Origin of the sequence: Aquihabitans sp. McL0605, from assembly GCF_049993875.1 — a bacterium.
Taxonomy (GTDB): Bacteria; Actinomycetota; Acidimicrobiia; order Acidimicrobiales; family Iamiaceae; genus Aquihabitans.
Window position 1 is genome coordinate 311,261 of sequence record NZ_CP188252.1, and the last position, 21,199, is coordinate 332,459.

18 protein-coding genes and 1 tRNA gene are annotated in these 21,199 nt (G+C 69.4%); 2 read left to right on the forward strand and 17 right to left on the reverse strand.

The window, feature by feature from the left end:
• Position 1: 1 nt before the first annotated feature.
• The 5 genes from arcC to ACPPVX_RS01435 form a co-directional block, all read right to left on the reverse strand.
• Positions 2-925: a carbamate kinase gene (gene arcC / locus ACPPVX_RS01415; protein WP_426573097.1), complete on the reverse strand. Its 924-nt coding sequence runs from the start codon at positions 923-925 to the stop codon at positions 2-4.
• Positions 926-982: 57 nt separating this feature from the next.
• On the reverse strand, positions 983-2,635 hold the full coding sequence (locus tag ACPPVX_RS01420; RefSeq protein WP_426573098.1) for a YfcC family protein: 1,653 nt from the start codon (positions 2,633-2,635) through the stop codon (positions 983-985).
• A 36-nt stretch (positions 2,636-2,671) separates the two neighbouring features.
• Positions 2,672-5,356: a cation-translocating P-type ATPase gene (locus ACPPVX_RS01425; protein ID WP_426573099.1), complete on the reverse strand. Its 2,685-nt coding sequence runs from the start codon at positions 5,354-5,356 to the stop codon at positions 2,672-2,674.
• 405 nt (positions 5,357-5,761) lie between these two features.
• Positions 5,762-6,178: a hypothetical protein gene (locus tag ACPPVX_RS01430; protein ID WP_426573100.1), complete on the reverse strand. Its 417-nt coding sequence runs from the start codon at positions 6,176-6,178 to the stop codon at positions 5,762-5,764.
• On the reverse strand, positions 6,175-6,756 hold the full coding sequence (locus ACPPVX_RS01435; RefSeq protein ID WP_426573101.1) for an HdeD family acid-resistance protein: 582 nt from the start codon (positions 6,754-6,756) through the stop codon (positions 6,175-6,177). Before ACPPVX_RS01435 ends, ACPPVX_RS01430 begins: the two co-directional genes overlap by 4 nt.
• A 216-nt stretch (positions 6,757-6,972) precedes the next feature.
• Here ACPPVX_RS01435 and ACPPVX_RS01440 point away from each other — a divergent pair, with 216 nt between their 5' ends.
• A complete protein-coding gene (locus ACPPVX_RS01440; protein WP_426573102.1) occupies positions 6,973-8,283 on the forward strand; it encodes a threonine/serine ThrE exporter family protein in 1,311 nt (436 codons plus the stop codon).
• Positions 8,284-8,520: 237 nt separating this feature from the next.
• On the forward strand, positions 8,521-9,255 hold the full coding sequence (locus tag ACPPVX_RS01445) for a VOC family protein (protein WP_426573103.1): 735 nt from the start codon (positions 8,521-8,523) through the stop codon (positions 9,253-9,255).
• 23 nt (positions 9,256-9,278) lie between these two features.
• Here ACPPVX_RS01445 and ACPPVX_RS01450 read toward each other — a convergent pair.
• From ACPPVX_RS01450 to rapZ, 12 genes are all read right to left on the reverse strand, one after another.
• Positions 9,279-9,365, reverse strand: a tRNA-Leu gene (locus ACPPVX_RS01450).
• A gap of 79 nt (positions 9,366-9,444) precedes the next feature.
• Positions 9,445-9,705 carry a preprotein translocase subunit SecG gene (secG, locus tag ACPPVX_RS01455; protein WP_426573104.1) on the reverse strand — a complete coding sequence of 87 codons (261 nt, stop codon included), beginning with the start codon at positions 9,703-9,705 and terminating at the stop codon, positions 9,445-9,447.
• A 75-nt stretch (positions 9,706-9,780) separates the two neighbouring features.
• Positions 9,781-10,791, reverse strand: a complete 1,011-nt coding sequence (locus tag ACPPVX_RS01460) for an ABC transporter ATP-binding protein (RefSeq protein WP_426573105.1) — start codon at positions 10,789-10,791, stop codon at positions 9,781-9,783.
• On the reverse strand, positions 10,788-11,807 hold the full coding sequence (locus ACPPVX_RS01465) for an ABC transporter ATP-binding protein (RefSeq protein WP_426574973.1): 1,020 nt from the start codon (positions 11,805-11,807) through the stop codon (positions 10,788-10,790). The genes ACPPVX_RS01460 and ACPPVX_RS01465 overlap by 4 nt, the downstream gene beginning before the upstream one ends.
• A 233-nt stretch (positions 11,808-12,040) precedes the next feature.
• The gene (locus ACPPVX_RS01470) at positions 12,041-12,952 is read right to left on the reverse strand and encodes an ABC transporter permease (protein WP_426573106.1); all 912 of its coding nucleotides are present in this window, start codon (positions 12,950-12,952) and stop codon (positions 12,041-12,043) included.
• Entirely contained in the window at positions 12,952-13,953 is a 1,002-nt protein-coding gene (locus tag ACPPVX_RS01475) for an ABC transporter permease (RefSeq protein ID WP_426573107.1), read from the reverse strand. Before ACPPVX_RS01475 ends, ACPPVX_RS01470 begins: the two co-directional genes overlap by 1 nt.
• Before the next feature lie 123 nt (positions 13,954-14,076).
• Entirely contained in the window at positions 14,077-15,789 is a 1,713-nt protein-coding gene (locus ACPPVX_RS01480) for a peptide ABC transporter substrate-binding protein (protein ID WP_426573108.1), read from the reverse strand.
• A 275-nt stretch (positions 15,790-16,064) separates the two neighbouring features.
• Positions 16,065-16,850, reverse strand: a complete 786-nt coding sequence (tpiA, locus tag ACPPVX_RS01485; RefSeq protein WP_426573109.1) for a triose-phosphate isomerase — start codon at positions 16,848-16,850, stop codon at positions 16,065-16,067.
• 138 nt (positions 16,851-16,988) lie between these two features.
• Entirely contained in the window at positions 16,989-18,125 is a 1,137-nt protein-coding gene (locus ACPPVX_RS01490) for a phosphoglycerate kinase (protein WP_426573110.1), read from the reverse strand.
• 18 nt (positions 18,126-18,143) lie between these two features.
• Positions 18,144-19,154 (reverse strand): type I glyceraldehyde-3-phosphate dehydrogenase, encoded by a 1,011-nt coding sequence (gene gap / locus ACPPVX_RS01495; RefSeq protein WP_426573111.1) that lies wholly within the window; start codon positions 19,152-19,154, stop codon positions 18,144-18,146.
• A gap of 142 nt (positions 19,155-19,296) precedes the next feature.
• The gene (locus tag ACPPVX_RS01500; RefSeq protein WP_426573112.1) at positions 19,297-20,214 is read right to left on the reverse strand and encodes a gluconeogenesis factor YvcK family protein; all 918 of its coding nucleotides are present in this window, start codon (positions 20,212-20,214) and stop codon (positions 19,297-19,299) included.
• 114 nt (positions 20,215-20,328) lie between these two features.
• Positions 20,329-21,186, reverse strand: coding sequence for an RNase adapter RapZ (gene rapZ, locus ACPPVX_RS01505; protein WP_426573113.1), 858 nt, complete (start codon positions 21,184-21,186; stop codon positions 20,329-20,331).
• Positions 21,187-21,199: the final 13 nt, after the last annotated feature.

Here is a 21,199-nt window from a genome sequence, read left to right on the forward strand (position 1 = left end):
TTCAATCCTCCTGGTTGGTGATGCTGGTGCCGGCGGTCCCGGCCACCAGCTCTTCGATGTCTGCGAGTTGGCCGATCACGGCCCGCTGGCCGGTCAGGCGGGCGAAGTCGCACGCCGCGGTGACCTTGGGGAGCATGGATCCCGCGGCGAACTCGCTGCCGTGCTCGATCAGGAGCGTGTCGGGATCGGCCCGCCGGATCGGCGCCTGCTCGGGGGTGCCCCAGCCGGTGTACGCCGCATCGGCGTCGGTGGCCATGACGAAGAGGTCGGCCTCGAGCTGGCGGGCGAGCAGGGCGCTGGCGTGGTCCTTGTCGATGACCGCCTCCACGCCGTAGAGCCGGCCGTTGCGATCCCGGGCCACCGGGATCCCTCCCCCGCCGGCGCAGATCACCGAGCACCCGGTGCCGAGCAGCGCGGCGATCTGGTCCAGCTCGTAGATGTGCTTGGGGGCCGGCGAGGCGACCACCCGGCGCTGGTGCTCACCGTCGGCCCGGAAGGTCCACCCGCGCTCGACGGCGAGGGCGGCGACATCGGCCGGGTCGTAGATCGGACCGATCGGCTTGGTGGGCTCGTCGAAGGCCGGATCCGCCGGATCGACCTCGATCATCGTGAGCATCGCCATGACCGGGTGGTCGGCGGGCAGCCGGTTGGCGAGCTCGAGCTCGAGCAGGTAGCCGATCATCCCCTGCGACTCGGCGCCGAGCACGTCGAGCGGGTAGGTCGGCACCTCCTTGTAGGCCGCACCTTCGAGCGCGAGGAGACCCACCTGCGGGCCGTTGCCGTGGGAGATCACCAGGTCGTGCTCGACGGCCAGCGGGGCCAGCTGCTCGCACGCGACGGCGACGTTGGCCCGCTGGTTCTCGACGGTCATGGGCTCGCCGCGGCGGAGCAGGGCGTTGCCGCCGAGGGCGACGACGATCCTCATCGGCGCAGCTCCACTGGTGAGTTCGATGGACGGGGGACGGGTTGCACGCTTGGGCTCCTAGGTGGCGTAGAAGTTGGCGCCGACGACCATGGCGATCATCACGAGCACGAAGACGACGGCGAGGAACGGGGCCAGGAACCGCAGGTAGCGGTCGTAGCGGACCTTCGCGAGGGTCAGGCCGCCCATGACCACCGCGGAGGTCGGGGTGAGCAGGTTGACGAAGCCCGACGCCGACTGGAAGCCGGTGACCGTCATCGAGCGCTGCACCCCGGCGAAGTCGGCGAGCGGGGCGAGGATGGGCATGACGAGCGCGGCGTGGCCCGACGACGACGGCACCAAGAAGGCGATCGGGATGTTCACGAGGAAGGCGACGGCCGAGAACTTGGCGGCCGTGGAGCCCTTGACCGCGTCCTCCATCCAGTGCAGGACGGTGTCGGTGATGTAGGTGTTCTTCATCACCACGGTGATCCCGCGGGCGGCCACGATCACCAGGGCCGCGCCCAGGAAGTCGGCGGCGCCGGCCACGATCGTGTCGACCGTCTTCTTCTCCCCGAACTTGGCGATGAGGCCGATCACCACCGCACCCACCAGGAACAGCATCGAGGCTTCCGTGAAGTAGAAGCTCCCGAACGTGGGCAGCGGGAACTTCTTCGAGAAGAAGGTGTCCCACAGGTCGTTCCACGGGATGAACCCGTAGATCATCATCAGGAACGCCCCGAAGAAGACCACGAGGACGGCCTTCTGACGACCCGTGAGCTCGGGCACCTCGACATCGGCGTCCTTGAGGAACGCAGCGTCCTCTCCGGGCGGCAGGTCGCCGGCCACCAACGAGCTCGCCGGGTCGGCGTGGACCTTGTGCGCGTACCGGATCACGTAGGCCGCGGCCAGCGGCACCAGCACGACGAGCATGATCACCCGGAGGCCGAGGCCGTCGCTCAGGCCGATGCCGGCCGCGTCGGAGGCGACGCCGGTGGCGAAGGGGTTGACCGTCGAGCAGAGCACGCCGGTGCCCGCGCCGAGGAAGATGATCGACACCGCCACCATCCGGTCGTAGCCCAGCGCCAGCACCAGGGGCACGAGGAGCGCGAAGAAGCCGAGGGTCTCCTCCCACATCCCGTAGGACGTACCTCCCAGGGCGAAGATCGCCATCAGGACCACGATCAGCACGATCGGGGTCTTGGAGAACCGCTTGGCGAGCCGGCCGATGCCGGTCTCGATGGCGCCGGTCTTCATCGTCACGGTGATGAAGGCACCGACCGCGAGCACGAAGAAGAAGATCTGCGCCGAGCCGTAGAGGAACCCCTCCTCATCGGGGCTGACGTACTGGGTGGTCGCGCTCTGGATGCCGTAGAGGCCGTTCGGAGGCGCCCGCCACAGCAGCTTGAACTGGGCGCCGACCGACTTGTCGACGCAGATCGTGCCCTCCTCGACGTTCTTGCACGCAGGCAGCTCGTGGTAGCTGCCCGGCACCGGGCCGCCGGTCTCGGGATCGACCTTGTAGGTCCCCGAGGGGATGAAGAACGAGGCGATCCACACCACGCCGAGCACGATCGCCAGCACCGTCAGCGCCGTGGGGAACCGGACCTGCTTCGGGCCGCCGTCGTCGGCGTCGGCAGGCGGGGCTCCGCCGTCACCGGCGCCCCCGTCGGAGACGAGGTCGTCCGGCTCGACGTCGGCCGCTTCGGTGCTCAGCACCTGGTCGTCAGGCATCGGTTCGTCCTCCTGAGGGGAACGGGCGACGGGCCTTCACGGGCCGCCGACGATCGCAGAGGCGGGAGCGAACCGCCGGGCCAGGACCTTGCCGACCTCGGCCAGCACCACGTAGGCGGCCACGATGATCAGGCACACCCGCCACTGGTCGCCGGTGAGGTCGGTCGTCCCGAGGATCCGCTGGAGCACCCCGAGCGACGTGGCCACCAGCGTGAGCCCCAGGGCCGCCAGGATCAGCACGTTGAACCGCCCGTTGGCCACGGTGCTGCGGTTGAACGCGCTGTGCACCGGGTCGCGCCACTCGATCGAGGCTGCGATGTGCAGCAGGGACGTGGTGACGAGGCCCATCGTCGTGGCCACCAGCAGCCCGTGGCGATCCTCCGCCCAGTTCACCGCGACCAAGGTCCCGATGGCGACGAGGAGCCCGCCGAACGCCAGCCGGGCACCGAGTGCCCGGGGGATGACCGGGTCATCCGGCGACCGCGGCGTGCGGCTCATCAGCCCCGGCGTCGGCGCGTCGAACCCGAGCCCGAACGCCAGCACCACGTCGACCGCGAAGTTGATCCAGAGGATCTGCAGGGGCAGCAGCGGGGTGCCGTTGGCGATGGTGAAGATGCCGGCACCGACGAAGGTGAGGATGAACCCGGTCAGCATGATCATCTGGATCCGGATGTACTTCATCAGGTTGTCGTAGAGGCCCCGACCGCGCTCCACCGCCTTCACGATGGTGGCGAAGTTGTCGTCGGTGAGGATCATCTCGGCCGCGTCCTTGGTGACCTCGGTGCCAGTGATCCCCATGGCCACCCCGATGTCGGCCCGGGTGAGCGCCGGGGCGTCGTTCACGCCGTCGCCCGTCATGGCGACGATGTTCCCCTCGGCCTTGAGCGTGCTGACCAGTCGCACCTTGTCCTCGGGGGCGACGCGGGCCACCACCCCGATCCCGTCGAGCTCGGCGCGCAGCTCGTCGTCGCTCATGGCGGCGAACTCGGCACCGGTGAGCGCCCGGCCCTCGATGCCCAGCTGCGCGGCGATGGCGGCGGCGGTGGTGGCGTGGTCGCCGGTGATCATGCGCACGCGGATGCCGGCGTCCTTGCACAGCGCGATGGCGTCCTTGGCCTCCTTGCGAGGCGGATCCACGATGCCCACCAGGGCGAGCAGCTCGAGGTCCTGCACCAGGGCGAGGTGCTCCTCGAGCTCGGCGACCGTGGCCGGCTCGAAGTCGCGGCGGGCGACCGCCAGCACGCGGAGGCCCTCGCTGGCCAACCGGTCGTTCTCGGTGAGGACCTTGGCCAGATCGGCTTCGGCCATCGCGGCCGGCGTCCCATCGGCGTCGAGGAACCCGGTGGAGCGGGCCAGCAGCACGTCGGGGGCACCCTTGACGAAGCACCGGACCATCGGCCGGCCGTCGACCTCGACGTCGTGGAAGGTGGCCATGAACTTGTAGTCGCTGTCGAACGGCACCTCGGCGACCCGCGGCATGGTGCGCCGGGTCTCCTCCACGTCCAGCCCGCCCTTGGCGGCCAGGACCACGAGCGCGCCCTCGGTGGGGTCGCCGATGCAGGCGCCGTCGCGGATCACCGCGTCGTTCGCCAGCGCCATCGGGAGCATGAACGGGTCGAGCGATCCCGATCCCTCCCCTGCCGTGTGCATGATCTGGCCGACCGTGGAGTACCCCTCGCCATCGACGCTGAAGCGCCGCCCGGCGATGATCAGCTGCCGGGCGGTCATCTGGTTGAGCGTCAGGGTGCCGGTCTTGTCGGAGCAGATGGCCGAGGTGGACCCGAGCGTCTCCACCGAGCGCAGCCGCTTGACGATGGCGCCCTCGGCGGCCAGCTGCTGCGTGCCCGCGGACAGGAGCATGGTGACGACGGCCGGAAGGCCGGTCGGGATGGCCGACACGGCCAGGCTGATGCCCACCAGGAAGAGCTCATCGAACGAATCGCCGCGGATGAGCCCGAGCACCACGATGAGCACCAGGGCGGCGGCCGCCAGCGTGGTGATGATGACGGTGAGCTGGTCGAGCTGCTTGGTGAGGGGCGTCTTCTCCTGCTCGACGCCGCTCAGCATCCCGGAGATGTGGCCGACCTCGGTGGCCATGCCCGTGGCGGTGACCACCATCTCGCCGCGGCCTCGGGTGACCTGCGAGTTCATGTAGGCCATGTCGAGGCGGTCGCCCAGCGGGATGTTGTCGCCCTCGACGGCTCCGATCGCCTTCGACACCGGGGTGCTCTCGCCGGTGAGCCCAGCCTCCTCGATCTCGAGCGTGGCCGCGACGAGGATGCGCCCGTCGGCGGCGACCTTGTCGCCGGCCTCGAAGCCGACGATGTCCCCGGGCACCAGCTCCTCGGCGGGGACCTCCACGATCTGACCGCCCCGCCGGACGCTCGCCGTCATGATCAGCATCTGCCGGAGGGCGGCCACGCTCTCCGCGGCCTTGCCCTCCTGGTTGAGCCCCATGACCGCGTTCAGCACGGTGAGGCCGATGATGACCAGCCCCGTGGACACGTCCTGGAGGGCGATGATGCTGACCACCGCCGTGCCCAGCAGCACCAGCTGCATCAGGTCCTTGTACTGGCGTGCGAACGCCTTCCAGCTCGGTTCCTTCGCCTCCTCGGCGAGCTTGTTCGAGCCGTGCTGGGCCCGCCGCTCCAAGACCTCCGCGTCGCTCAGGCCGACCGCAGGATCGACGCCGAGCTGCTGGCAGACCTCGTCTGCATCCATCCCATACCAGGCCTGGACAACCTGATCATTCACCGCAACGACTGCCAAGACCTGCCCCTCGGTTGACGACGACCGCTCGTCGGTTTCGGACCATACTCCGTGCCCCGCAGCCCCGCGTCCATGCTGCGACACGATCCGAGGATGTGCTCGGCATTTGCGGCGCGACCTCGATGCCGCACTGGTCGGCTGACACCTCCGCCGCCGTCTGACCGCCGCTCATCGCGGAAAGAAGGACCAGGTTGAGCGGCCTCCGAAATGCAAAGTGAACGCCCGCGGAACGGTGCACGACGGCTACTGGTCCTCCTCGACCTTGGGCCCCATCGTGGACGCCTTCCCCAACTGGCTTTTCGCCATATGGGGAACCCAGACCAGCCTCGCGGCCGAGCTGGGTCGCCGGGCCATCCGTCAGTTGTCGTAGCAGGTGTCGAGGCCTTCGCGGACGCCCTGGTAGTACCGCTGGACGTTGTCGGACGTGCTCGAGATCGCCTGGTCCAGGTTCCGGCGGATGACCGCAAGGTCCTGTTGGGTGAGGTTGCCGTTCCCCTGGGCGGCGTGCTCGGCAAGATCGCTGAGCTGCTGGTCGATGGCCCGCAGGTCCTGGTTGACATCGACGCCGGTGATGCGCCGAGCGTCCTTCAGGTCCTCGTTGATCTTGGCGATCTGCTTCTGGGCGTCGTCCTTGTTGTCGACGTCGCGCAGGTCGCAGATGGCCTTGCCGACGTCCTTGCCCTGGCGCTCGCTGCGCACGCCGGCGCATCCGGTGAGCAGGAGGAGGAGGCTGATGCCCGCCACCACGGTCACGCTGATCGTTCGACGGGTCATGCCGCGACCTCCTTCTTCAGTTGACGGACCTGGAAGGCCATGACGATGTCGGCCAGCCCTCGGGCGAGGGCGGCGATGCCGGCCCACAGCACGAGGAGCACCGCGGAGCGTCCGGGGTAGCCGATCGCCCACAGGGCGATCAGGAGGTCGATGCCGCCGATGATCAGACCCAGCCACCACCACGGCATCCCGTGGGAGGCGAGGGAGACGCAGATGAGCGCCGTCCCCTTGATGAGGAGGAACCAGGCGATGAGGATCGCCAGGGTCCGGAACGTCTGGCCGGGGTAGGCGATGGCGAAGACACCGCCCAGGATGAACAGGACGGCGAGGAGCCCGTGGAGCCAGCGCCAGCCCTCCATCAGGGTGGCGTGGACCGCTTCTTCGATACCGGCCAGGAACAGCACCACGGAGAACCCGATGCTGATGAGCACGACCGACGTGAGGTCGAAGCTCAAGATGGCGAAGCCCACGAAGAGCCAGAGGATCCCGGTGACGAGGAACAGCCACCAGACCTTCCCGAACGATCTCAGGTCGGCTCTGATCTGGTCGTCGCCGATCGACGCTGTTGCCACTGCCATGTCCGCTCCCGCTCCTGGTGGTGTCCCCTGCACTCTCCGTGACAGTAGACCCACCAGTGCGGGTGGTCGTGACATCCCCCGCAGGTAGGGCCGCCCGGCACCGTCCGAGGCTCAGCGGTCCAGCCAGCTCACCACGGCGCTGTTATGGTGCGCCGCGACTGAGGTAGGTGGGGCCTCGAGGCCATCGCTGCCGAGACACCGGAGTGAGGAAGGGCCGTGGCAGACAGCCAACATGAGCCCGGCGACCTCGGCCTCTTCCTGCTGCGGGTCGCTGCGGCCCTGAACACCAGCGGACTGACCGTCGACGACGTGCAACGCCGCGTCGAGCGCATCGCTCGCGCCTACGGCACCACGAGCATCCGTGTCAGCGCGTTCCCCACGTTCGTCATGATCGCCCTCTCGGACGGCGAGCCAACGACGCTGGAGGTCACGCCGATGGGTGCCGACTCCCACCGGCTGGACCAGATCGTCGCCCTCGAGCGCCTCTGTGCCCGCGCCGAGCGCGGCGAGGTGGACATCCCCCGCGCCCTGGCCCAGCTCGCCGAGATCGAGGACCAACCGCCACGGTTCGGCACGATGGTGAGCATCATCGGGTACGCGGTCCTGAGCGCCGGGTTGTGCCTGGTCCTTCGTCCATCTCGGCACGAGGTCACCGCTGCCGCCGTGCTCGGCCTGCTCGTCGGAGCACTCCAGCCGCTGGTGCGGCCCCGCCCGCCCCTGCGAGTGCTGCTTCCGGTGCTCGCCGCCTTCCTGGTGGCCGCCGTCAGCGGCTTCGCGACCCGGGCCGGGCTGATCGACACCGGCATCCGGCCGATCGTCGCGTCGCTGATCGTGTTCCTCCCCGGCGCCACGCTGACCGCGGCTGTCCTCGAGCTCGGCTCGGGCCAGCTGGTGTCCGGAGCCAGCCGCCTCGTGTCCGGCATCATGTCGCTCGCTCTGCTCGCGTTCGGGATCCTCGCCGGAACCGAGGTTGCCGGCGTATCCACCACCCAGGCGCTCTCCGGGTCGTCCCACCTCCTCGGCCCGTGGGCACCATGGCTCGGGGTCGGCCTGTTCGCGCTCGGAGTGGCCCTGACCAACTCCGCACCCAAGGGCGCGATGACCGGGCTGTTGATCGTGCTCTACGCGGCCTGGGCAGCCCAGCTGAGCGGCAATGCACTGTGGGGAAGCCACATGGGCGCCTTCACCGGCGCCGTCGTCCTCGTGCTGGCCGCCTCGCTCCTGGCCCGGCTGCCCACCATGGTGCCCCGACAAGCGTCGTTCCTCCCGGGCTTCTGGCTCCTCGTCCCCGGTGCCTTGGGACTCATCGGTCTCACGAGCTGGGCCACCTCCGATGGCACCTCCCCCAGCGCCGACCTCCGGCTCACCGCAGGGTCGATCTTCGCCGTGGCCGTCGGCGTGCTCGTCGGCACCCAGGTCTGGGACTGGGTCGTCAGCGGGGGAACGGCCGTCTCCCGCTACTCCAAGGAACCGACCCGCATCGGCCGGTTCGTCGCCACCTTCAAGCGATCGGGTAGAGCGCCGTAGCACCACCGTCCATCGCCGGGCGCCGCCCGCCACTCGAGCAGGCGCCGTAGAACCGGCGAGCGCCTGCGGATCGGGGCGTCGATCGACACCGTGTCGAGGCGGGGAACTGCAGCACCCGGAACGACCGACCTCCTGATCGCATCGGTCCCCGCCACGGTAGGCCGCCGAGCCCAGCGAGCACAGCCGGACGATCGGCGCGAACCTGGCTGCCGACCCCGGGCCACCCAGGAGGACGCCATGAGCGGCACCGACACGACCGACGACAGCACCGGCGCCGCCGACGGGCCCGCGTTCGACCTGCGGCTGGAGGTCGTGGTCCTCCCCGTCACCGACGTCGATCGGGCCAAGGCCTTCTACCACTCGACCCTCGGGTACCGGCTCGATGCCGACGTGGCCGGCGACGATGGCTTCCGCGTGGTGCAGCTGACGCCGCCCGGTTCGGCGTGCTCGATCATCTTCGGTTCCGACCTCACCTCCGCCGTCCCCGGCGGGGTGCGGGACCTGATGCTCGTCGTGTCCGACCTCGAGGCGGTCCGCAACGATCTCGTCCGCCGCGGCGTCGAGGTGAGCGAGGTGTTCCACGACGCGGGCGGGGTGTTCCACCACGCCGGGACCAAGGGCCGGGTGCCGGGCCCGGCACCCGAGAGGACCTCCTACGGATCGTTCGCCTCCTACAGCGATCCCGATGGCAACGGCTGGGTCCTCCAGGAGATCACGACCCGGCTCCCGGGACGCCGAGCCGTGGGCGTCGATGCGCTCGCCGCGCTCCTGGAGGAGACGGCCGAGCACCACGATCCCTACGAGAAGGCCTCCCCGCCCCACCACTGGTGGGACTGGTACGCCCCGTACCTGGCGGCCCGCCAGCAGGGAGCCGCGTCCGAGGAAGCCGCCGCCACCGCGGCTGCGCACGTCGAGGAGGTCCGCCGCGCTGATCGCGAACCCCGATCGACCTCACCCCAAAAAGACGACTGACCAGCGTTTCCGCTGGTCAGGTCTGGTGCACTGGGGGGGACTTGAACCCCCACGTCCCTAAGGACACCAGCCCCTCAAGCTGGCGCGTCTGCCAATTCCGCCACCAGTGCGTGGCTGGTCGGGCGAACCCGGCCGGAGGAGAACCCTAGCCGACCGAGGGGGTCGACCAGGAAGCCCGAATGCTCGTGATCAGCTCGGCGTGGACAAGAAGAGGCCCAGCGCCAACGTGGTGAACGTGAACAGCAGCGCGGCGATCACCGTGAGCCGATCGAGGTTCTTCTCCACCATGGTGGAGCCCTGCGCCGCCGCGCCCATGCCGCCACCGAACATGTCCGAGAGACCGCCGCCCTTGCCGCTGTGCAGCAGCACGAGCAGCAGGAGACCCAACGAGTCGACCACGTGCAGTCCGACGAGGAAATAGGTGAGCAAGGCGAACCTCTCTGAGAGCATGCCCCTGTCGCCAAGGGCCGTGTCATGGTAGCCGGATGCAGCGCCGTGCCCGAATCAGGGCCGGATCACCGCTGATCAGGGCGCCGTGGAGGCCGATCCGAGCAGGACGGGGGTCTCCACCGGGTGGTGGCAGGCGAACGAGTGCTCGGCGTCGCCGGTGAGCTCCGGCTCCACCTCGGCGCACAGCTCGGTGGCCTTCCAGCAGCGGGTGCGGAAGTGGCAGCCGCTGGGCGGGTTGATGGGGCTGGGCACGTCACCCTCGAGGATGATCCGCTTGCGGCGGCGCTCCATCGCGGGGTCGGGGATCGGCACCGCCGACATGAGCGCCCGCGTGTACGGGTGCCGGGCCTCGCCGTAGATGGTGTTGCGGGTGCCGATCTCGACGATCTTGCCCAGGTACATCACCGCCACCCGGTCGGAGATGTGCTTCACCACCGACAGGTCGTGGGCGATGAAGAAGTACGCCATCCCCCGCTCGTCCTGCAGGCGCTTGAGCAGGTTGACGACGCCGGCCTGGATCGACACGTCGAGCGCGGACACGGGCTCGTCGAGCACCACCACGTCGGGGTTGAGCGCAAGGGCCCGGGCGATGCCGACGCGCTGGCGCTGGCCGCCGGAGAACTCGTGCGGGTACCGGCTGGCGTGCTCGGGCGACAGCCCGACCACCTGGAGCAGCTCGGCCACCTCGTCCTGCGCATCGGAGCGACGGATCTTGTCGTGGACCAGGAACGGCTCGGCCAGCACCTCGCCCACCGTCATGCGCGGGTTGAGCGAGGCGTACGGGTCCTGGAAGACCATCTGCATCCGGCGGCGGAACGCCTTCTTGTCCTGCTTCTCGAGCAGCGCGGTGTCCTCGCCGTCGAGCAGCACCTGGCCGGCGGTGGCCGGCAGCAGCCGCATGACCACGCGGCCGAGGGTGGACTTGCCGCAGCCCGACTCCCCCACCACGCCGAGCGTCTCGCCCCGGTCGAGGGTGAACGACACGCCGTCGACCGCGTGCACCGTGAGGTGGCGCATGCCCAGCGGGTCTCGGCGGGGGCCTCGGAACTCCTTGACCACGTCGATGGCCTCGATCAGGTGGCTCACGACTCGACCTCCACTCGTCGGACCAGGTTGCCCGCAGCCAGCAGCTCGCCGGCGCGGTGGCACGCCGACAGCTGGCCACCGGGTTGCCGCGTCATCTCGGGCATGACCGTCATGCAGCCGGCCTCCTCCTTGGCGAAGAGGCATCGGGGGTGGAACGAGCAGCCCGCGGGCGGGTGCAGCATCGAGGGCGGCTGGCCGCCGATGGGCACCAGCGGCTGATCGATGTCGCCGTGCAGCCGCGGCAGCGACGCCAGCAGCCCGGCCGTGTAGGGGTGCGACGTGGAGTCGAACGTGGCGTCGACCCCACCGGCCTCCACCACGCGCCCGGCGTACATCACGCTGATGTGGTCGGCCATCCCGGCCACGACCCCGAGGTCGTGGGTGATCAGGACCACGGCGACCGACAGGCGGTGGGCCAGGTCGGCGAGCACCTCGAGCACCTGGGCCTGGACGGTGACGTCGAGGGCGGTGGTGGGCTCGTCGGCGATGATCAGCTTCGGGTTGCACGACAGGGCCATGGCGATCATCGCCCGCTGACGCATGCCGCCGGAGAACTCGTGCGTGTACTGGTCGACGCGCTTGTTCGCCTGGGGGATGCCCACGAGGTCGAGCATCTCGATGGCGCGGACCCGGGCCGCCTTCTTCGACAGCTTCTCGTGGACCTGGATGGCCTCGACGATCTGGTGGCCGACCCGGTAGACGGGGTTCAGCGCGGTCAGCGGGTCCTGGAAGATCATGGCGATCTCGGCGCCGCGGACCTTGCGCATGCGCTCGTCGGAGGCGGCGAGCAGGTCTTCGCCGTGCCAGCGGACGGCGCCGCCGACGGTGGCCGACGGCGGCAGCAGCTTGAGGATGCTCATGGCCGTGACCGACTTGCCGGAGCCCGACTCGCCCACGATGGCGAGCACCTCACCGGCCGACACCGCGAAGTCGACGCCGCGCACCGCCTGGACGGTGCCGTCGTCGGTCCGGAAGTCGACGGTGAGGCCGCTGACCTCGAGGATCGGCGGGTTCAGGGTGGGGTCACCGTCGCCGTGGCTGATCGCGGAGATCTCCGGCGCGGGGCCCTCGTCGGCGGCGAGCAGATCGGGGTCTTCGAGGGCCGGGCCCTGGAGCGCGACGTCGGCCGACGCCGGGATGACCTCGACCTTTTTCTCGGCCGGGGGCTGGGCGGCGGGCGGCGCGACCGGCTCGGCCGCCTCGATGGGCTCGCCGGCGGTGGGATCGGGGGTCGTGAAGTCGTCGGTCATCAGGTGTCCTTCACGTCGAGCGCATCTCGCAGGCCGTCGCCCACGAGCAAGAAGCCGAGCACGGTCAGGGCGATCGCCACGCCGGGGAAGATCAGCAGGTGGGGCGCCGAGTTGAACGACGACTGCGACTCCGAGATCATCAGGCCGAGCGAGGGTGCCGGCTTCTTGACCCCGACGCCGAGGAAGCTCAACGCCGCCTCCGCCAGGATGGCGCTGCCGACGCCGACCGCAGCGAGCACCACCACGGGCTGGAACACGTTGGGCAGGATGTGGCGGAACATGATCCGCTTCGACGAGACGCCGACCGCCTTGGCCGCTTCGACGTACTCCGTCTCGCGGGCCTGGAGGAACCCGGCCCGCACGTTGCGGGCGGTCTGCAGCCAGGCCGTGAGCGCGAGGGTCAGGATCACCGCGGTGACGCCCTTTCCGATGATGGTCACCATCGCCAGGGCGAGCACCAGGTACGGGATGCCGAGGAGGATGTCGACGATGCGCATGAGGACGCTGTCGACCCAGCCCCGGCGCCATCCGGCCACCGCACCCACGAGGATGCCGATGAAGGTCTCGATCAGGGTCACGACGATGCCGATGAACAGCGACAGCCGGATGCCGTAGACCACGCGGGCCAGCACGTCGCGACCGAGCTGGTCGGTGCCGAACAGGTGCTGGTTGGTGGGTGCTTCCTTGGCGATGCCGCTGGTGTTCAGCGGGTCCTGCACCACGAACGGGCCGATGAGCGACACGAGGGCGAGGACGATCACCAGCACCAGCCCGAACATGGCGAGCTTGTTGCGGCGGAAGCGGCGCCAGGCATCGCTGGCGAGGGACCGGCTGGGGCCGACCTCGCTCAGAGACGCGTTGACGTCGGGGTTCGATGCGCTGGGGCCGGGTGCGGCCAACAGATCGGACATCAGTCGTCTCCCAACTTCACTCGGGGATCGAAGTACGCATAGGAGATGTCGACCGCCATGGTGGCGAGGCCGTACACGAGGGTGACCACCAGCGTGAGGCCGAGCACCACCGGGGCGTCGAACGCCTTGGCCGACGCCACGATCTGGCTCCCGAGCCCGGGCAGGTTGAACACGGTCTCGGTGAGGATGGCGGCGCCGACCAGGGTGCCGAAGTCGATGCCGATCACGGTGACCACCGGGATCATGGCGTTGCGGCGCACGTGGCGGTTCATCACCTTCTTCTCGGTGAGGCCCTTGGCCCGGGCCGTGCGCACGTGGTCGAGGCGCATGGTCTCGAGCATCGAGGTGCGGGTGATGCGGGCGAGGATGGCGGTGCCCACCGACGCCAGCACGAACACCGGCTGCACCAGGTACTTCCACGTGCCGTCGACGGGGATGACGCCGAGGACGTACTTGTCGGGCCCGTACCCGATGGTCGGGAACGACGCCCACGACGGCCAGGCGTGCTGGTACGCGTACACGCCGGTCACCTGCTTGATCAGGTAGGCGAGCACGAACACGGGGATGGCGCTCAGCACCACCGCCGTGATGGTGGTGATCCAGTCGCCGGCAGAATTTCGCTTCCGGGCCGAGAGGGCACCGGCCGCGATGCCGACCACCGACTCGACGACGATGGCCCAGAACGCCAGGCGGAGGCTCGGAGGGAGCTTCTCCTTGACGATGTCGGTCACCGGTTCCTTGGTGACGTACGACGTGCCGAGGTCTCCGTGGAGGAGCCCCTTCATGTAGTTGACGTACTGGGTGGGCACCGGCTTGTCGATGCCGAACTTGACCTCCAGGTTGTGGACCACCTGGGGGTCGGGCGCACGGTTCCCACCACCCGAGGCGAAGCGCTCAGCGGGGTTGGTGGGCAGCGCGTTGAAGAGCAAGAAGAGCAGGGTGGCACTGCCCCAGAGCACGAAGAGCAACTGGAGGGTGCGACGCAGGAGGAACGAACCCATCAGGGCCTCGGATCGCTTGAATCAGTCAGGACACGGTACCGGCAATGGCCGGGCAGGGCTGGGGCGACAAGAGGGGGCCGGGCCCGTGGGCCCGACCCCCTCCGCGTCAACTACCGGATTGGCTCAGCTACCAGCTGAGATCCGCTCCCACAGCATGATGCCGAGCGGCGGCTGATCGAAGTTCTTGACGGTGTCGCGGAACACCTGGCTGCCCGTGTACCAGACCAGCGGCACGGCGGCCGTCTGGTCGTTGAGCATGTAGGACTCTGCCTGGTTGTAGAGCTCTCCACGCTTGGTGTCATCGGTCTCGGCCTGGGCCTTGGCGATCAGGTCCTCGAACTTCGGATCGTTGAAGCGACCGAAGTTGTTGCCCCCGATGGAGGCCTTCGAGAACAGGTCGACCATGAAGTTGCCGTAGGTCGGGTAGTCGGCGTACCAGCCGGAGCGGCAGAAGTTGCAGCCACCCGGTTCGGCGACGACCTTGAAGTAGTCCTCAGCAACGCTGCCGAGCTCGGCGTCGATGCCCAGGTTGTCCTTCAGGTTGGCCTGGATGATCGTGGCGACGTCACCGTGGCTGCCGCCCTCGTTGAAGTTGATCTTGATGGGCTTGGTCAGCTTGTTGCCGGCGTCCTGCCACTCCTTGTAGAGCTGCTTGGCCTTGGTCACGTCGAGCTTGCAGAAGTCGCAGAGGCCTTCCTTGTACCCGGGGGTGCCGGGAGGGACGAGGCCGGTGGACACGGTGCGGGTCTCTTCGTACACCTTGGTGTTGAGCTCGTTCCGGTCGATCGCGAGCGAGATCGCCTGCCGGAGCTTCACGTTGTCGGTGCCACCGAGCTGCGGGTCGTCCTCACCGAAGTCGAAGTAGTACGAGCCGAGGTTCGGGTCGGTGATCGAGTTGTTCGGGTACGCCGCGAGGGCGTCCTGGTACTTGCCGGACGGGACGGGGGCGTCATCGCCCTCGCCGGCCTCGAACGCCTGGTAGGCGGTCTCGACGTCGACGGTCTGCTTGAAGACCAGCTTGTCGACCTTCACCTTGGTGTCGCCGTACACGTTGCCGGCCCACTTGTCGTTCGGGACCAGCACGACCTCTTGGTCGTTCGCGGTCTGGAGCTTGAAGGGGCCGTTGCCGACGGTGAGGCCCTTGGTGCCCCAGCCGGTCGTGTTGCCGATCTTCGCCAGGTCGGCCTTGTCGACCGGGGAGAAGAACGGGTGGCTGACGATCGACGGGAAGTCGGCGTTGGGCTTGTCGAGCGTGACCTTGAGGGTCATGCCGGTGTCGTCGGCCACGATCGCGGGAAGCGTCTTGACCTTGCCGGACTGGAGGTCGGCACCGCCCTTGACGTAGTCGATGAGGTAGCCGTAGGCCGAGGCGAGCTCAGCCGAGCCGGCCCGCTCCCAGCCAGCCTTGAAGCTGGAGGGCAGCACGGGCGTGCCGTCGGAGAACACCTGGTCCTTCTTGATGTCGAAGGTGTACTCGGTGGCGTCGTCGTTGGCGGTCCACTTCGAGGCGACCGCACCCTTGAGGACGGGGTTGCACTTGTTGCTGAAGTCGAAGTCGGTCAGGCCGTCGTAGAGGCCCGTGGTGATCTGCGACTCAGACAGCGTCTGCACCACGCCAGGGTCGAAGCTGGTGTTGGTGCCGGAGTCGGAGAGGTAGGCGTAGTCGGTGAAGGTTCCACCGCTCGGCGCATTCTTGTCGTACTTCAGGGTGCCGCAGTCGGTCTTGCCGAGCTCGCCTGCGGTCTTGGAACCAGCGTTGGTGGTGGTCGACTTCGAGTTCTCCTTCGAGTCGCCGCAGCCAGCAGCGAGGAGCGCCAGGGCCAGAGCACCGGCCACTACACCAGTTCGGAACGTTCGCCTTGCCATACACGTGCCTCCATGTCAGGGAGCAGGGAGGAGCGGCTTTGGGCCGGCACCTCCCCAGTTGAGGTTGGGGAGATTCCGGTGACACAGGTCACCCTGCGTTCACCAGAAGTCGACCATAACAACACGTTTGCGGACCCCGTGTGAAACGCACGTTTCGTGAATCTGTTCACATGATGGTCTGCGTTCGGTCCGCCGGGGCCCCGCGATGCCCCTGACCTGCAGCGACGCGGTGGCCTGACGGAGCGTCAGGAGTTCTGACGAAACTGCACGATTCCCGCGAAATCTTCGGCGACGAGCGAGGCTCCGCCCACCAGCGCGCCATCGATGTCGGGCTGAGCCATCAGCTCCGCGGCGTTCGAGGGCTTCACCGAGCCGCCGTACTGGATGCGCACCGACGCCGCCGCGTCGGCTCCGGCGACCTCGGCCACGACGTCGCGCACCACCTTGCAGGTGGCCTGGGCATCGTCGGCCGTGGCGGTGCGCCCGGTGCCGATCGCCCAGATCGGCTCGTACGCGATGACCAAGCCGCCGACCTGCTCCGGGGTCAGCCCGGCGAGCCCGGCGCGCACCTGGCCCGACACCTTCTCGTCGGTGCCACCGGCCTCTCGCTCCTCGAGCGTCTCGCCGCAGCAGAGGATCGGGGTCATCCCCCACTTCAAGATGGCCTGCACCTTCTTGTTGATGAGGTCGTCGGTCTCGCCGAAGATCTCCCGCCGCTCGGAGTGCCCGGCGATCACGTACTCCACGTTGAGCTTGGCCAGCATCGCCGGCGACACCTCACCGGTGAACGCCCCCTTCTCCTCGATGTAGCAGTGCTGGGCCCCGATCGAGATGGGCGTGTCGTCGGCCTCGAGCACGGTCTGGACCGAGCGGATGTCGGTGAACGGCGGGTGCACCGAGACGTCGACCACCTCGTAGTCGTCCTTGTGCAGGAGGTACGCCAGCTTCTGGACCGTCTGGATGGCCTCGAAGTGGTTGTGGTGCATCTTCCAGTTGCCCGAGATGAGCGGCGTGCGGGTGGACTTGGCCATGGAGGGCTCCTCTGGTTCTCTGGTCGATCTTCCACCTAGGAGGTGGAAGATCGACCACAAGCGATGGGTTGCCGGGCTGCGCTGGGGTGTGCTGGTCGATGTTCCACCCGTGAGGGGGAAGATCGACCAGAAGGTGGTTCAGGCGGTGGCGTTGGGGGCGCCGCGGAGGGCAGCGAGGCCGGGGAGGTCGCCCTGCTCGATGAGCTCGAGGGAGGCACCGCCTCCGGTGGAGACGTGATCGATCCGGTCGGCCAGGCCGAACTGGGCGGCGGCGGCGGCGCTGTCGCCCCCACCGATGACCGTGAAGCCCCGGTTGTCGGCGACGGCCTCGGCCACCGTCCGGGTGCCGGCTTCGAAGCGCGGATCCTCGAACACGCCCATCGGGCCGTTCCAGAGGACCTGGCGGGCCTCGGCGATGATGTCGGAGAACTCGGCGGCCGTGCCGGGACCGATGTCGAGTCCCATCCAGCCGTCGGGCAGGTTGCGGCCGAACTGCCGCACCTCTCCCCCGGCGGACGGGTCACCGATCTTGCCGCCCGGGCCGAGGGCCGTGATGTCGGACGGCAGGTGGATGACCGCACCGCTGTCGAGCAGCTCCTTGCAGGTGTCGATCTGGTCCTCCTCGAGCAGCGAGGAGCCCACCTGGTGGCCCATCGCCGCGAGGAAGGTGAAGCACATGCCGCCGCCGATCACCAGGCCGTCGCACACCTCGAGCAGGGCGTTGATCACGCCGAGCTTGTCGGAGACCTTGGAGCCGCCGAGGATGGCGATGAAGGGGCGACGAGGGTCGTTGCGGAGCCCGAGGAGCACCTCGACCTCCTTCTCCAGGAGGCGGCCGGCGGCGGACGGCAGCGTCAGCGGCGGGCCCACGATCGAGGCGTGCGACCGGTGCGAGGCCCCGAATGCGTCGTTGACGTAGGCATCCTGGCCGGCGGTCAGCTTGGCCACGAACGCCGGGTCGTTGCTGGTCTCCCCCGCGTCGAAGCGCAGGTTCTCCAGCAGCTCGACGCCCGGTGCGAGCTCGGCGAGCCGAGCCCGCACCGGATCCATCGAGTACTTCGGGTCGGGCTCGCCCTTGGGGCGGCCCAGGTGGCTGCACGCCGTGACCGTGGCCCCCTGCTCCTGCAACCACCGCAGCGTGGGCAGCGCGGCCCGGATGCGGAGGTCGTCGGCGATGACGCCGTCGCGGATCGGCACGTTGAAGTCGCACCGCACCAGGACCCGCTTGCCGGCGACGTCGCCGAGGTCCTCGAGCTGGGGAACGCCGTTGATCATCGGTTGCCGCCCGTCCGCTTACTTGTTGGCTGCGCCGACGATCTTGGCCAGGTCGACGAGGCGGTTGGAGTAGCCCCACTCGTTGTCGTACCAGCCGAGGATCTTGACCAGGTTGCCCATGGCCATGGTGAGGCCCGAGTCGAAGGTCACCGAGTACGGCGTGCCGACGATGTCGGACGAGACCAGCGGCTCCTCGGAGTACTTGAGGATGCCCTTGAGGCGCCCGTCGGCCGCGGCCGCAGCGAAGGCCTGGTTGACCTCGTCGACGGTGACCTCGGTCTTGAGCAGCCCGGTGAAGTCGGTGATGGAGCCGACCGGGATCGGCACCCGCAGCGACGTGCCGTCGAGCTTGCCCTGCATCGACTGCAGCACCAGGCCGGTGGCCCGGGCCGCACCCGTGGAGGTGGGGACGATGTTGACGGCCGCGGCGCGGGCCCGGCGCAGGTCGGAGTGCGGGCCGTCGACCAGCTGCTGGTCGCCCGTGTAGGCGTGGATGGTGTTCATGAGCCCCTTCTCGACGCCGAAGGCGTCGTCGAGGACCTTGATCATCGGCACGAAGCAGTTGGTGGTGCACGAGGCGTTGGAGACCACGATGTGGTTCGCGGCGTCGAACGTGTCGTCGTTGACGCCGACCACGAAGGTGGCGTCGGCGTTGGTGGCGGGAGCCGAGATGATCACGCGGGGTGCACCGGCCTCGACGTGGGCGATGGCCTTCTCCTTGGAGGTGAAGAAGCCGGTGGACTCGATCACGACGTCGACGCCGAGGTCGGCCCAGGGCAGGTTGGCCGGATCGCGCTCGGCGAGGATCTTGATGACGTCGCCGTCGACCTCGATGCCGTCGGCGTGCTCCTTGACCTCGCCGTCGAACCGGCCCATGACCGAGTCGTTCTTGAGCAGGTGGGCCATGGTGGCCACCGAGCCCAGGTCGTTGGCGGCGACGAAGTCGATGTCGGCCCCCTGCTCCTTCACGGCCCGGAAGAAGTTCCGGCCGATTCGCCCGAACCCGTTGATGCCGACGCGGATGGTCATGGGTGATGCAACCTCTCTGGTGGTCCGGCGCGGCGGGTCGAGCGACCCGATCACTGGCGCCCTCTGTGACCTCGAACCTATCCGACCCGATTGGGGCCCACCCAGCCCGAACGACGGAGGCCCCGACCGACCTGACGCCTCGTCAGACCGGCGGCGGCGCCGAGGTGGGCGCCAGCGCGGCCAGCACGGCGGCCAGGCGCTCGGGGTGGTGCACCAGCGAGCGATCGTCGGCGACGGGCGCCTGCACCCAGCAGATCCCGTCGTCGCGCCGGCCGACCACCCGCTGTTCATCGACCACGACGACGTCGACCTCGACCCCGTGCTCGGCCAGGACGCGCACCTCGTCGGCCACCGTGAACCCCGCCGTCTCGGGGAGCTCCGGAGCGAGGTTGGCCACGTAGATGCGCTGGGCGCCCGTGGCGCGCAGCGCCCGGTGGACGGCGGGCACGATGGCGGCCGCCAGGACGCTGGTGAACAACGAGCCCGGTCCGAGGATCACCTGGTCGGCCGCCTCGATGGCCGCCCCCACGTCGGGCGAGGACGACGCGTCGTCGGGCCGCAGCCGCACCTGGTAGACGCCCGACGCGTTCTGCACCGCGACCTGCCCGACCACGCGGGTCGCCGGCCCCGACGGCCCGTCGGCGGGAGGCCCCTCCCCACGGGGTGCGACCAGCGCCTCCAGCGCCACGGGGCCCACGGTGGCGGGGAGCACCCGGCCCACCGCCCCGACGCGCGCCCCCACCTCGTCGACCGCGGCGGCGAACGATCCGAGCTCGTGGGCCAGGGCGGCGAGGATCAGGTTGCCGAGCGCGTGGCCCTCCAGGTCACCATCGTCGAAGCGGTGCTCGAGGATCCGGGCGAACGGGCTGCCGTCGGCCGCCAGCGCGGCCAGGCACGTGCGGACGTCGCCCGGCGCGGGGAGCTCGGGCATCTCCGCTCGCAGCCGCCCCGAGGAGCCGCCGTCGTCGGCGACCGACACCACCGCGGTGATCGAGCCGGCGTAGCGGCGGACGGCTCGCAGCGATGCTGAGAGGCCGTGGCCGCCACCGACGGCGACCACCGCCGGGCCGGTGGCACTCGAACCCGCGGTCGAGCCTGCGGTCGGGCCCACCTCGGTGCCCGGGGCGGGATCCCCGGCGCGGGGCGCGCCAGGACCGTGGGGTGCGCCCACCGGTCAGCTGCCCTTGGCGATGTCTCGGTGGAGGACGCCCGGGGCCAGGCCCCGGGCCCGGAGCCGGCGGGCGACCTCCTCGGAGATGGCGACCGACCGGTGGCGGCCACCGGTGCAGCCGAACGCCAGCGTGAGGTAGGCCTTGCCCTCCTGCTCGAAGGCCGGGAGCAGCACGTCGAGCAGGCCGTCGACCCGGGCGAGGAAGGCCTGGGCCAGATCCGAGCCGAGCACGTAGTCGCGGACCGGCTCGTCGGTGCCGGTCTGGGGGCGGAGCTCCTCGACCCAGTGGGGGTTGGGCAGGAAGCGGCAGTCGAGGACCATGTCGACGTCGCTGGGGAGGCCGTGCTTGAAGCCGAAGGACGTGACGGTGACCTGCATGCCCGGTGCCCGGTCGTCGTCGCCGAACAGCTCGGTGATGCGGTCGCGCAGCTGGTGGACGTTGAGGTCGCTGGTGTCGACCACGACGTCGGCCGAGGCGCGCAGCGGCTCGAGGGCCAGGCGCTCCTGCTCGATGGCCCCGCCCAGCAGGTCGCCCGTGCCGATCGGGTGGCGCCGCCGGGTGCTCTCGTAGCGGCGGATCAGCACGTCGGTGCTGGCGTCGAGGAACACCATCCGGACCCGGGACCCGGGGGCGCGGAGGTCGTCGAGCATCTGGTTCAGGGCGACCGGCTCGGTGTTCCAGCCGGCGACGAACGCGATCCGGTCGGTCTCCGACGACGGCACGTTGGCCAGCTCGGCCACCTTGGGCATGAGGGCGACCGGCATGTTGTCGATGACGAACCAGCCCTGGTCCTCGAGCACGTCGGCCGCCGTGGACCGGCCGGCCCCAGACAGGCCCGTGATCACCACGACGTCGGTCATGGCAAAAGTCTAC

Excerpts from the sequence above, each read along its gene's own strand:
- ACPPVX_RS01490 (WP_426573110.1), bottom strand. The coding sequence starts at position 18,125 with ATGATCAACGGCGTTCCCCAGCTCGAGGACCTCGGCGACGTCGCCGGC.
- ACPPVX_RS01420 (WP_426573098.1), bottom strand. The coding sequence starts at position 2,635 with ATGCCTGACGACCAGGTGCTGAGCACCGAAGCGGCCGACGTCGAGCCG.
- ACPPVX_RS01435 (WP_426573101.1), bottom strand. The coding sequence starts at position 6,756 with ATGGCAGTGGCAACAGCGTCGATCGGCGACGACCAGATCAGAGCCGAC.
- ACPPVX_RS01445 (WP_426573103.1), top strand. The coding sequence starts at position 8,521 with ATGAGCGGCACCGACACGACCGACGACAGCACCGGCGCCGCCGACGGG.
- ACPPVX_RS01475 (WP_426573107.1), bottom strand. The coding sequence starts at position 13,953 with ATGGGTTCGTTCCTCCTGCGTCGCACCCTCCAGTTGCTCTTCGTGCTC.
- ACPPVX_RS01470 (WP_426573106.1), bottom strand. The coding sequence starts at position 12,952 with ATGTCCGATCTGTTGGCCGCACCCGGCCCCAGCGCATCGAACCCCGAC.
- rapZ (WP_426573113.1), bottom strand. The coding sequence starts at position 21,186 with ATGACCGACGTCGTGGTGATCACGGGCCTGTCTGGGGCCGGCCGGTCC.
- tpiA (WP_426573109.1), bottom strand. The coding sequence starts at position 16,850 with ATGGCCAAGTCCACCCGCACGCCGCTCATCTCGGGCAACTGGAAGATG.
- gap (WP_426573111.1), bottom strand. The coding sequence starts at position 19,154 with ATGACCATCCGCGTCGGCATCAACGGGTTCGGGCGAATCGGCCGGAAC.
- ACPPVX_RS01430 (WP_426573100.1), bottom strand. The coding sequence starts at position 6,178 with ATGACCCGTCGAACGATCAGCGTGACCGTGGTGGCGGGCATCAGCCTC.
- arcC (WP_426573097.1), bottom strand. The coding sequence starts at position 925 with ATGAGGATCGTCGTCGCCCTCGGCGGCAACGCCCTGCTCCGCCGCGGC.
- secG (WP_426573104.1), bottom strand. The coding sequence starts at position 9,705 with ATGCTCTCAGAGAGGTTCGCCTTGCTCACCTATTTCCTCGTCGGACTG.
- ACPPVX_RS01425 (WP_426573099.1), bottom strand. The coding sequence starts at position 5,356 with ATGGATGCAGACGAGGTCTGCCAGCAGCTCGGCGTCGATCCTGCGGTC.